Origin of the sequence: Phenylobacterium sp. (assembly GCF_030697925.1) — a bacterium.
Classification (GTDB): domain Bacteria; phylum Pseudomonadota; class Alphaproteobacteria; order Caulobacterales; family Caulobacteraceae; genus Phenylobacterium.
This window is the reverse complement of the sequence record NZ_JAUYOJ010000227.1, coordinates 51392-61901: the sequence shown is the minus strand read 5'-3', so window position 1 is coordinate 61901 and position 10510 is coordinate 51392. Positions and strand designations below refer to the sequence as shown.

Below are 10510 nucleotides of genomic sequence, written 5' to 3'. Positions count from 1 at the left end.
TGCGGGCGTAGCTCAGTGGTAGAGCACAACCTTGCCAAGGTTGGGGTCGAGAGTTCGAATCTCTTCGCCCGCTCCAATTTCCTCCAGGAAGTTGCAGCGATCAAAGCGGTCCTTCGGGGCCGCTTTTTGCGTTCCGGTCAGCGGGCCTTGAAGTCCGGGGGGCGTTTCTCGAGGAACGAGGTCATGCCCTCGCGGAAGTCCTGGGTGCGGATCAGCTGCAGGAACTGCAGATAGACGTGGTGGACGTGGTCGTTGAACGTCTCGTTCATGCCCATCCGCATCAGCCGCTTGGCCGACTGCACGGCCAGCGGCGCGTTGGCGGCGATCTCGGCGGCCAGTTCGCGGGCACGGGTCATCAGCTCGGCGTCGGGGACCACGTGGGTCGCCAGGCCCATGTCCAGGCTCTGCTGGGCCGACAGGGTGCGGCCGGTGAAGATCAGCTCGGCGGCCTTCGACCAGCCGATCAGCCGCGGCAGGATCCAGGTGCCGCCGGACTCCGGAACCACCCCGCGCTTGACGAAGGCGGCGGCCAGCTTGGCGCTCTCGCCCATCATGCGGATGTCGCAGCCCATGGCGGTGTCCATGCCGTAGCCCGCGGCCGCGCCGTTCAGCGCACAGATGGTCGGCTTGTCCATGGCGAACAGCACGGTGGGCGGGGTGTTGCGCAGGTCGATATTGACCGAGATGTTCGCCGCCTGGCTCTCCGAACCAATGCCCGTGCCCTGGGTGGCGCCCACCAGGTCCAGCCCGGCGCAGAACGCCCGTCCCGTCCCGGTCAGGATCACCACCCGCACCGCCGGATCCTCGTTGGCCTTGATCAGCAGCTGGGTCAGCAGGGCCAGCATCGGGCCGGAGATGGTGTTCAGGCGCTCGGGGCGGTTCAGGGTGATGACAGCGATCCCGTCGGCCGCCTCGTAGATCACTTCCGGCGCTTCGCGGACCAGTTCGGCCGTTGTGCTCGAGGTCTCGCTCATCGCCTTCTCCTTACGTTGTAAGCGCTCAGCCTAGGCCCCGCACGGCGCGGGTCAAGCGCGGCGTATTGCCGGGCGGCGGCAATCTCGGCTATAGGTTGACCGCGATCTTCATCAGCATGGCGGCCATGAGCGCTAGCTTCGACCCACGCCTGACGACCTCGACGCGCCCCGCGGCGCGCGCGACCGGCTGCGTCTCGAAAACCATGATGATGATTATTACCCCCATCACAGGAACGGGGCGAACGCGCGCGACCTAAAAGCCGCCGACGGATCGCAAGATCAGGAACCCCGCTCCCTTCTCAGGCAGCGGGGTTTTTTATTGCGCGCCGTCGGTCCGATCCCCTCACCACAAGGACCCACGACCATGCCACCCCAAGACTCATCTCCATCCTCATCGGGGGACCCCGACGCCGGGAGCGCGGTGCGCGGCTTCGTGCGCACCCTGGTCTCCCAGGCCCTGTTCGAACACACCGCACGCCTGGAGGTGACGCTCGGCGGCGGCGGGGCGCTCGAGACCCTGCTGGCCGTAGAGCGCGCCCTGACCTGGCCGCCGGAAGGACCGAGCCGCGAACTGATCTGGGCCACCGAGGCCGGAGCCTTGCGGCTCAGCGCCTATGACGAGGCCGGCCGGCTGCTGCTCAAACGCGACTATGGGGGTCGACGTGGCTGACGGGAGCGCCTTCAATCGGACCGAGGGCCAGGCGGGACGCCGGACCTTCTTGGTCGAGGCCACGCGGGGCGACGGTGTGCTGTTGCGGGTGCTGGGACCGTTCGCGGTGCAGGGGGCGGAGATCGCTGATTTGACCGCCACACAGGGCGGCGGCGGGGTCTCCATCCGCCTGGAGGTGACGGGCCTCAGCCAGGTCCGCGCCGAGCATCTGGCCGAGCGGTTGCGCGCCTTGGCGGCGGTCACCGGCGTCGCCCTGGGCTGGCGGGCGACGGCCTAGGTCTTCGAAGCCGTCGCATGCGTGCAGCCTTTTTTTACGGATTTTACGTCAAGTAGCCCTGACCGCGATGGCGAGGATTGGTTTCCGTGCTCAAGACTCTCACCTGTCTAGCGACAGAACATGACCTCAGGCTGGTTCTCGTCGCCGGACTGGTTTGCTTCGGTGGCTGCTTCACGACCTTCCGTCTCTACTCCAGGATGCGCAACACATCTACGCACGGGGTGCGCGCAGCTTGGATCCTACTGACCGGTCTGGTGGCCGGCTGTTCGGTCTGGGCGACCCATTTCATCGCCATGCTCGCCTATTCGACGGGGCTGAAGGCCGGCTTCATGCCGATCGGCACCCTGGCCTCCCTGCTCATCGCCGGGGTCTTCATGGCCTGCGCCTTCGGCGCGGCGGCCTCGGCCCGCGGCGTCGCCGGCAAGCTGGCCGGCGGCGTGCTGGCGGCCCAGGGCGTCGGCGCCATGCACTACACCGGCATGTCGGCCTATGTGACCCAAGGGACCTTGACCTGGGACCTGCCAACCGTGGCGGCCTCCCTGGCGCTGGGCACGATCGGCGGTGTCGGGGCGATGTTCGCCGCCGACCAGGCCCGGACCCTTCCTCGCCAGTTGCTGGGCGGTCTGGTCCTGACGCTCGGCATCTGCAGCCTGCATTTCACGGGCATGGGCGCGATAACGGTGATCCCCGACGCCCTGGTCGAGGTCCCGCCTCAGCTGCTGTCGTCGGTGATGATGACCCTGTCCGTCGCCCTGATCGTCAGCCTGATCATTCTGGGCGGCCTGGGGGCCGTGCTTATCGAAGGCGGCGCGGCCGACCAGGCCCTGGTGCGCACGCGCCGGCTGGCGGACGCGGCCTATGAGGGAATCGTGGTCATCCGCGCCGGCCGCATCCAGGACGCCAACGCCGCCTTCTGCGCCCTGGCCGCCGCCGATGTCGTCGACCTGGTCGGCCTCGACCTGACCTCCGAACTGCTGACCTTCGACGATGCTGGCGGCAGCACCCTCGACACCCGCCGCGAAGGCCGGCTGCGGCCCCGCGACGGAGGCGCCACCGTCCCCATCGAGGCCTTCGGCCGCGTGCTGGAAACGGGCGGCGACCAGGGCGACCTGATGGTGCTGGCGATCCGCGACCTGCGCGAGCGGCGTTCGGCCGAGGAAAAGATCCGCTACCTCGCCGACCATGACGGCCTCACGGGCCTGGCCAACCGCACGGTCATGCAGGCCCGGCTGAGCCAGGCCCTGGAGCAGGCCGCCGCGGCGGGCGAGCGTCTGGCGGTGATCTGCGTCGACCTGGACCACTTCAAGGAAGCCAACGACCTGCACGGCCACCTGGCCGGCGACGCCATCCTGCGGGAGACCGCCAGGCGCCTGCAGGGCGCCGTGGAGGCCCCGTCCTTCGCCGCGCGCCTGGGCGGCGACGAATTCGTGATCGTCCAGATCGGCGGCGGGGATCAGCCGGCCGCGGCGGCCGAGCTGGCAGCCAACCTGCTGGAGGTCCTAAGCGCGCCGGTGAGCTACGAGGGCCACGACCTGCCGGTGGGCGCCAGCCTGGGGGTCAGCCTGTATCCCGACGACGGGGAGGTGGGGGAGACCCTGTTGGCCAACGCCGATATGGCCCTCTACCGGGCCAAGGACGGCGGTCGCGGCCGCTACCGGTTCTTCAAGCGTGAGATGGACGAGACTATTCGCGAGCGCCGCGCCCTGGCCCGCGAACTGCGCACCGCTGTCGCCAGCGAGGAGCTCATCCTCCACTACCAGCCGCTGGCCCGGGCCGAGGACGGCGAGATCTGCGGGTTCGAGGCCCTGGTCCGCTGGGCCCATCCCGTGCGGGGCGTGATCGCGCCGCTCGATTTCATCCCCATCGCCGAGGAGAGCGGGCTGATCCTGCCCGTCGGCGAATGGGTGCTGCGCCGCGCTTGCGCCGATGCGGCCAGGTGGGACAAGCCGTTGCGGATCGCGGTCAACCTGTCACCGGTGCAGCTGCACCAGGCGAACCTGCCCAACCTGGTGCACGAAATCCTGCTTGAGACCGGCCTGTCGCCGGGCCGGCTGGAGCTGGAGATCACCGAAAGCGCGCTGTTCAAGGATTACCAGCGGGCGCTCGACAACCTGCGCCGCCTGAAGGCGCTCGGCGTGCGGATCGCCATGGACGACTTCGGCACCGGCTTCTCCTCGCTCTCGACCCTGCAGTCGTTCCCGTTCGACAAGATCAAGATCGACAAGAGTTTCGTGGAGAACATCCACCGCGATGACCGCGCCACCGCCATCGTCCGCGCGGTGCTTGGCCTGGGCCGCAGCCTGGACATCCCGGTGACCGCCGAAGGCGTCGAAACCCCGGAGCAGCTGGCCTTCCTGCGCGAGGAAGCCTGCGCCGAGGTCCAGGGCTACCACATCGGCCGGCCCGCCCTGCTCGACACCCTTGGCGGCTGGACCGACGTCCACGAAGCCGGCGGCGAACGCCGCAAGGCGAACGCCGCTTAGGGCTTGGGAACCGGCCGCATCACGCGCGGTCCGATATTCTCCATGACGCCGCGGGCGTCGAAGGCGCGGGCGTCGTCGGCCGGCTTGGGGCCTCTGCGCATGACGATCTCGGCGGTGGCCTCGAACTTCTCGACCGTGCGCACGTCCATCCGGTCGGCCCAGAACGGGTCGCCCCAATAGGGGTCCCAGGTGCGCCAGCCGAAGCCGCCGCCATAGTAGCGCCAGTAGGGCCGCCAATAGCCGTAGCTCGGGCCGTACCAGGGACGGTAGAACGGGTCGCGCTCCACATAGGTGCGGCGGTCGCGCTCGACGTCGCGCTCGACGATGGTGAACCAGTCGAAGCCCTGCTGCACGGTCAGCTCGGCGGCGCGGTACAGCAGATAGGCCTCGACGGTGTCGCGGGAGGTCAGGCTGTTGCCCGCGAAGGTGACCTTGAAACGGTTGCTCTCCAGCCGCTGCTCGGAGAAGCCGCCGGAAACGGCCTGTCCCGGAATGTTGGGCTGGTAAGGGGTGGCGGTGGCGCAAGCGCCGACCAGGCCCGCCAAGGCCAGGCTTGCGACGATAGCGGCGGCTCTACGTGTCATGACTGTCGAACCTAAAAGTCCCTCGAACGGGATTTATAAGGAAACACATCGGCTTAATTGTGGTTGCGCTTGTAGCGAAGCGGCTACCTCGCCTTGCCCGCCATCAGGACGGCGGCGGTGAGAAGAAGCAAGCCCACGACGATCGAAAATCCCCGACGAAACCGCGGCTCGCTCATCCGCGTCGCCAGGGCCGCCCCGCCCAGGCCGTAGGCGCTCATGGACAGCACGTCCATGCCGATGGTCGCCGCGGCGAAGGCGGCGAGCTGGGCCGCCAGGGGTCGCTGCGGATCGAGGAACGGCGGCAGGACCGCAGTGAAGAACAGGATGGCCTTGGGATTGGCGATCTGCACGGCGAAGCCGTCCAGATAGGCCGACTTGCCTTGTTTGAACGCGCCGTGTCCCGGCTCGGCGTCCTTGCTGAAGGCCCCGAGCAGGGCCTTGATCCCCAGCCAGGCGATATAGGCCGCCCCCGCATAGGCCAGCAGGTGGAACACCTGGGGGAAGGCGAGGATCAGGGCGCCCAGGCCGAGGGCCGCGGCGGCGAACCACACCAGGGTGGCGCTGTTCATCCCTAGCACCCCGGTCAGGGCGGCGGCCTTGCCCTTCTGGGCGCCGGTGGCGATGGCGAAGAGGTTGGCGGGGCCCGGCGTGATCGCCATCACCATCATCACACCCAGGAAGGTGACATAGCGCGCGGGGTCGACGGGCAGATCCATGTGTGGGGCCGGGCGCTAGAGGGGAGGAGGCTCAGAGATGCTGGCGCCGTCCCCAGGTAATCCCCATTGCCCCGGTTCGGAAGACCTGCGACCTCCGAATTCGAACGGAGGAGCGATGGGTCCGGAATTCTGGTTGTTCGCCGCGGTAGGCTTCGCCGCCCAGCTCGTCGATGGCGCGCTGGGCATGGCCTATGGCGTGGTCTCCACCACGGTCCTGCTGGCCAACGGGGTGCCGCCCGCCGCCGCCTCGGCCAGCGTGCATGCGGCCAAGGTCTTCACCGGCGCGGCCTCGGCGGTCTCCCACATCGCCCATCGCAACGTGGACTGGCGGCTCCTGCTTTTGCTGTCCTTGGGCGGGGTGCTGGGCGGCGTGGTCGGGACCTTCGTGCTCACCTCCATCGACGGCGACCTGATCAAGCCCTATGTCGTCGGCTGGCTGGGCCTGATGGGTGTGGTGATCCTCTATCGCGCCTGGAAGGGCGCCCGGCCCAAGCCATTCTCCTGGAAATCGCCCTTCCCGCTGGGCCTGGTCGGCGGGTTCTTCGACGCGGTCGGCGGCGGCGGCTGGGGGCCGGTGGTCACCTCGACCCTGCTCGGGACCGGAGCGGAACCCCGCAAGGCCATTGGCACCACCAATGCGGCGGAAGCCTTCGTGGCCGCGGCCATCTCGGCGACCTTCCTGGCGGCGCTGCTCAGCGGCCACTGGGAGTCCGGCGGCATGAAGCAGTATCTGTGGTCGGTCCTGGGCTTGATCGGCGGCGGGATCGTCGCGGCGCCCATCGCCGGCTGGATGGTGAAGGTCCTGCCGCTGCGGGCGCTGACCTGGATCGTCGGATTGCTGGTGATCGGCCTGGCGGTTTGGCAGGGCGTGGCGCTGCTGTTCTAGCCCTGGCCGGCCAACAGGCGGGTGTCCTCGGCGGCGGCGGCCAGGGCGTTCTCCAGGGCCTCGAACAGGCGGCCGATCTCGATGGGCTTGGCCACTAGGCCGTTCATGCCGGCGGCGTCGTACTCGGCCCGCTGGTGGGTCATGGTGTTGGCGGTGAGCGCGATGATCGGCGTCCAGCGCCGCCCGGTCTCCGCCTCGCGCGTCCGGATGGCGCGGGCCGCGGCGGGGCCGTCCATTTCCGGCATCTGGACGTCCATCAGGATGATGTCCCAGTCCTCGCGCTCCCAGGCCTCCACGGCCTCGCGACCGTTGGCGACGATCACCGGCTCGATCCCGGCCTGCATCAGCAGGGTCTTGAGCACCAGCTGGTTGACGTCGTTGTCCTCGGCGGCCAGCACCCGGATGTCGAGGGACTGCGGCCCGGTCTCCGGGAACGGGGCCGGCGCGCGCGCCGGCTTGGCCACGGCGTCGCCGACCCGCGGCAGCGGCAGGACGACCCGGAAGGTGGAGCCCTGCCCCAGGACACTCTCGGCCTCGATGCCGCCGCCCATGAGGCCGGCCAGTTCGCGGCAGATGGCCAGGCCCAGGCCCGAGCCGCCGAACCGGCGGGTGGTGGAGGCGTCGGCCTGGAAGAAATTGTCGAACAGCCGCGACAGGCTTTCCGGCGCCATGCCGATGCCGCTGTCGACGACGGTGATCTCGACGATCTCGTCGCGGCGCACGATGGACAGGTTGACCCCGCCGGACTCGGTGAATTTCACCGCGTTGGAGATCAGGTTGTAGAGGATTTGCCGCAGGCGGGTGGAGTCGCCGCGATAGGCGCCCAGGGCGGTGTCCTCGATCTCGAAGCCGAACGAGACGCCCTTGCGGTTGGCCAGCGGAGTGAAGGCCGCCACCACGCCGCGCGCCAGGTGGGCCATGTCGAAGTCGACGAGCTCCAGCTCCAGCTTGCTGGCCTCGATCTTGGACAGGTCCAGCACGTCGTTGAGCACGGCCAGCAGGGTCTCGCCCGAACGGCGGATGACCCTCAGGCGTTCGCGCTGCACATCCGACAGCTCGTCCCCGCCCATGGCCTGGGCCATGCCCAGCACTCCGTTCAGCGGTGTGCGGATCTCGTGGCTCATGGTGGCCAGGAAGTGCGACTTGGCGCGGTTGGCGGCCTCGGCGGCGCGCTCGCGCTCCTGGGCCTCCTGCTTGGCGGCCGACAGCTCGGCCCAGGACTGGGCCAGTTGCGCGCGGGCGGTCCAGAACAGGGCGGCGAACAGGCCCAGGACCGCGGCCGGCGTCAGGGCGGCCAACAGGTCGCCGCGCGCCAGGGCGGTCTGGGTGAGGCCGAAGCCCACCAGCCCCAGCACCGCGATGTGCGGGCCCACCCCGACGAGGAAGGCCCACGGCGACAGGTGGTGGCGCATCAGGACGTGGACCATGCAGACGGCCATCAGGGCGAAGCTGAACAGCCGCGCGGCCGGGTCGCCCCAGATGATCAGCCCCAGCGCCGCCCCGGCGTAGAGGGTGTTGGTGACCGCGACGAGCGCCGCGCCCCGCCAACCGCGCCGGGTATGACGCGCCTCGGTCCAGACGGCGCCGAGCACGACGGCCGTCCAGGCGGCGACCGCCACCCAAGGGACCAGGGGCAGGGCGGCCACGGCGGCCAGGGCCGTGATGATCAGGCCGCCGGCCAGGTCGCCGCGCCGTCTGACGGGCGTGGCGGCCGGACTCGTCGTCGCGGGTTGCGGGCTTCCGACCATGAGACGCACCTCCGTGCGACAGTGGCGGTCAAAAACCCTGAAATTGCGTTACCCGTTATAGTAGCGCTTCGCCATCGCCACCGTCTCAAATTGAGAGGGTTAGGCGCCTACGACCGCCAGCGACCAGACGATCCGACCCAGGGCCCCGAACAATAGGACGGCGGTGGCGGCGAACTGGATCATGAATCCGGCCTCGCGCTTGCCCGGGTCGGCGAAATAGCCAAGCGCATAGACGATGCGGCCCACGATCCACACCACGCCCAGGCCGGCGGCCACCAGGTCGTTCCAGTAGACGGCGAACAGCCAAAGGCTCGCCAGGAACACCGGCAGGGCCTCCAGGGTGTTGTAGTGGACCCGGATGGTCCGCTCGAGCAGCGGGTCGCCGACCATGGCCGGGGCGGAGATCCCACACTTGGCGCGGGCCTGGCCGACGCGGACCATCATCCAGAGATAGGTGAGAAGCGCCGCGATGGTGACGAGCGCGACATAGCCGTGTGGTTGCATGGATTTTCCCCCGAAACGCTGTTGGCGGTAGCTCCGCCGTTGGCGGCAGACTGCCACGGCGCGAAGGCCGAAGGGAACTAATCCGCCAAGTCGACGCGTTCTTAAGGTCGGTCCACGGAACGTTGGGAGACCCACCATGCAGGTCGAGTCCGAGGCTATCCGCGACATCCGCTATGACGAAGCGCGGGCGAAGCTCTTCGTCACCTTCCACGACGGCGATGCGTACGTCTATGTGGGCGTGCCCGGCGAGGTGCACCGCAGCTTCGTCGACGCGGATTCGAAGGGCCGGTTCTTCGCCTTCGAGATCCGCGACCAGTACCCCTACAACAAGCTCGGCGGCTAACCCTTGATGCGCTGGTCGCGCTTGGCGGCCACGCGCAGGCGAAGCGCGTTGAGCTTGATGAAGCCCGCCGCGTCGCGGTGGTCGTAGGCGACCTTGCCCTCCTCGAAGGTGACCAGGTCCTGGTCATACAGCGAGTAGGGGCTGGTGCGGCCGACGATGCTGACATTGCCCTTGTAGAGCTTCACCCGCACCTGGCCGGTGACCATGGCCTGACTGTGGTCGATGGCCGCCTGCAGCATCTCGCGCTCGGGGGCGAACCAGAAGCCGTTATAGACCAGCGATGCGTACTTCGGCATCAGCTCGTCCTTCAGGTGCATGGATCCGCGGTCCAGGGTGATGGACTCGATGCCCCGGTGGGCGGCCAGCAGGATGGTCCCGCCGGGGGTTTCGTAGACGCCGCGCGACTTCATGCCGACGAAGCGGTTCTCCACCAGGTCCAGGCGACCCACGCCGTTGTCGTGGCCGAGCTCGTTGAGCCGGGTCAGCAGGGTGGCCGGGCTCATCTTCACCCCGTCGATGGCGATCGGGTCGCCCTTCTCGAAGTCCATGGTGAAGACGGTCGCCTTGTCCGGCGCGTCCTCGGGGGCGATGGTGCGCATGTGCACGAATTCGGGGGCCTCGACCGCCGGGTCCTCCAGCACCTTCCCCTCGGAAGAGGAGTGCAGCAGGTTGGCGTCGACGCTGAAGGGGGCCTCGCCGCGCTTGTCCTTGGTGATCTGGATCTGGTGCTTCTCGGCGAAGTCCAGCAGGGCCTCGCGGCTCTTGAAGTCCCATTCGCGCCAGGGGGCGATCACGTGGATGTCCGGCTCCAGGGCGTAATAGCCGAGCTCGAAGCGGACCTGGTCGTTGCCCTTGCCGGTGGCGCCATGGCTGACCGCGTCGGCGCCGGTCTGCCGGGCGATCTCGATCTGGCGCTTGGCGATCAGCGGCCGGGCGATGGAGGTGCCCAGCAGGTACTGGCCCTCATAGACCGTGTTGGCGCGGAACATCGGGAAGACGAAGTCGCGGACGAACTCCTCGCGCACGTCCTCGATGAAGATGTTCTCGGGCTTCACGCCGGCGGCCAGGGCCTTGGCGCGCGCGGGTTCGATCTCCTCGCCCTGGCCCAGGTCGGCGGTGAAGGTGACCACCTCCGCCCCGTACTCGGTCTGCAGCCACTTGAGGATGATCGAGGTGTCGAGGCCGCCGGAATAGGCGAGGACGACTTTCTTGACGGAGGGCGTGGTCGTGTTCATGGGCGGCACCTTAGGCCAAGATCAAAACAATTGGATTGCAAAGACACCAAGAATGAGTGCGATTGCAGCATTGGATGCCAATCTGGCGTA

At 68.5% G+C, this 10510-nt stretch carries 11 protein-coding genes and 1 tRNA gene; 6 read left to right on the top strand and 6 right to left on the bottom strand.

Going from position 1 to position 10510, the window contains the following annotated elements:
- The first annotated feature begins 1 nt into the window (after position 1).
- A tRNA-Gly gene (locus tag Q8Q88_RS22315) sits at positions 2–76 on the top strand.
- Positions 77–137: 61 nt separating this feature from the next.
- Here the strand turns inward: Q8Q88_RS22315 and Q8Q88_RS22310 are convergent.
- Positions 138–974 carry an enoyl-CoA hydratase/isomerase family protein gene (locus Q8Q88_RS22310; RefSeq protein WP_305677378.1) on the bottom strand — a complete coding sequence of 279 codons (837 nt, stop codon included), beginning with the start codon at positions 972–974 and terminating at the stop codon, positions 138–140.
- 364 nt (positions 975–1338) lie between these two features.
- Here Q8Q88_RS22310 and Q8Q88_RS22305 point away from each other — a divergent pair, with 364 nt between their 5' ends.
- The 3 genes from Q8Q88_RS22305 to Q8Q88_RS22295 all read left to right on the top strand — a co-directional run bounded on the left by Q8Q88_RS22305 (position 1339) and on the right by Q8Q88_RS22295 (position 4404).
- Entirely contained in the window at positions 1339–1644 is a 306-nt protein-coding gene (locus Q8Q88_RS22305; RefSeq protein WP_305677377.1) for a hypothetical protein, read from the top strand.
- Entirely contained in the window at positions 1637–1921 is a 285-nt protein-coding gene (locus Q8Q88_RS22300) for a hypothetical protein (protein ID WP_305677376.1), read from the top strand. Before Q8Q88_RS22305 ends, Q8Q88_RS22300 begins: the two co-directional genes overlap by 8 nt.
- Before the next feature lie 86 nt (positions 1922–2007).
- The gene (locus Q8Q88_RS22295) at positions 2008–4404 is read left to right on the top strand and encodes a bifunctional diguanylate cyclase/phosphodiesterase (RefSeq protein WP_305677375.1); all 2397 of its coding nucleotides are present in this window, start codon (positions 2008–2010) and stop codon (positions 4402–4404) included.
- Here Q8Q88_RS22295 and Q8Q88_RS22290 read toward each other — a convergent pair.
- A complete protein-coding gene (locus Q8Q88_RS22290) occupies positions 4401–4988 on the bottom strand; it encodes a hypothetical protein (protein WP_305677374.1) in 588 nt (195 codons plus the stop codon). The genes Q8Q88_RS22295 and Q8Q88_RS22290 overlap by 4 nt on opposite strands.
- 83 nt (positions 4989–5071) lie before the next feature.
- Positions 5072–5704 carry a LysE family translocator gene (locus Q8Q88_RS22285; protein ID WP_305677373.1) on the bottom strand — a complete coding sequence of 211 codons (633 nt, stop codon included), beginning with the start codon at positions 5702–5704 and terminating at the stop codon, positions 5072–5074.
- Positions 5705–5819: 115 nt separating this feature from the next.
- Between Q8Q88_RS22285 and Q8Q88_RS22280 the strand changes: the two genes are divergently transcribed.
- Positions 5820–6590 (top strand): sulfite exporter TauE/SafE family protein, encoded by a 771-nt coding sequence (locus Q8Q88_RS22280; protein WP_305677372.1) that lies wholly within the window; start codon positions 5820–5822, stop codon positions 6588–6590.
- On the opposite strand, the gene Q8Q88_RS22275 is transcribed toward Q8Q88_RS22280, so the two are convergent.
- Together Q8Q88_RS22275 and Q8Q88_RS22270 are read right to left on the bottom strand one after the other, a co-directional pair.
- Complete coding sequence (locus tag Q8Q88_RS22275) at positions 6587–8338, bottom strand: ATP-binding protein (protein ID WP_305677371.1); 1752 nt, start codon at positions 8336–8338, stop codon at positions 6587–6589. The genes Q8Q88_RS22280 and Q8Q88_RS22275 overlap by 4 nt on opposite strands.
- 99 nt (positions 8339–8437) lie before the next feature.
- Complete coding sequence (locus Q8Q88_RS22270; RefSeq protein WP_305677370.1) at positions 8438–8842, bottom strand: MAPEG family protein; 405 nt, start codon at positions 8840–8842, stop codon at positions 8438–8440.
- Positions 8843–8978: 136 nt separating this feature from the next.
- Between Q8Q88_RS22270 and Q8Q88_RS22265 the strand changes: the two genes are divergently transcribed.
- Positions 8979–9185 (top strand): KTSC domain-containing protein, encoded by a 207-nt coding sequence (locus Q8Q88_RS22265; RefSeq protein WP_305677369.1) that lies wholly within the window; start codon positions 8979–8981, stop codon positions 9183–9185.
- On the opposite strand, the gene Q8Q88_RS22260 is transcribed toward Q8Q88_RS22265, so the two are convergent.
- Positions 9182–10420: an argininosuccinate synthase gene (locus Q8Q88_RS22260; RefSeq protein ID WP_305677368.1), complete on the bottom strand. Its 1239-nt coding sequence runs from the start codon at positions 10418–10420 to the stop codon at positions 9182–9184. The two genes, Q8Q88_RS22265 and Q8Q88_RS22260, sit on opposite strands and share 4 nt — an antisense overlap.
- Positions 10421–10510 lie beyond the last annotated feature (90 nt).

Coding starts and splice junctions, on each gene's coding strand:
- Q8Q88_RS22310 (WP_305677378.1), bottom strand. CDS start 974: ATGAGCGAGACCTCGAGCACAACGGCCGAACTGGTCCGCGAAGCGCCG.
- Q8Q88_RS22305 (WP_305677377.1), top strand. CDS start 1,339: ATGCCACCCCAAGACTCATCTCCATCCTCATCGGGGGACCCCGACGCC.
- Q8Q88_RS22290 (WP_305677374.1), bottom strand. CDS start 4,988: ATGACACGTAGAGCCGCCGCTATCGTCGCAAGCCTGGCCTTGGCGGGC.
- Q8Q88_RS22285 (WP_305677373.1), bottom strand. CDS start 5,704: ATGGATCTGCCCGTCGACCCCGCGCGCTATGTCACCTTCCTGGGTGTG.
- Q8Q88_RS22280 (WP_305677372.1), top strand. CDS start 5,820: ATGGGTCCGGAATTCTGGTTGTTCGCCGCGGTAGGCTTCGCCGCCCAG.
- Q8Q88_RS22275 (WP_305677371.1), bottom strand. CDS start 8,338: ATGGTCGGAAGCCCGCAACCCGCGACGACGAGTCCGGCCGCCACGCCC.
- Q8Q88_RS22270 (WP_305677370.1), bottom strand. CDS start 8,842: ATGCAACCACACGGCTATGTCGCGCTCGTCACCATCGCGGCGCTTCTC.
- Q8Q88_RS22265 (WP_305677369.1), top strand. CDS start 8,979: ATGCAGGTCGAGTCCGAGGCTATCCGCGACATCCGCTATGACGAAGCG.
- Q8Q88_RS22260 (WP_305677368.1), bottom strand. CDS start 10,420: ATGAACACGACCACGCCCTCCGTCAAGAAAGTCGTCCTCGCCTATTCC.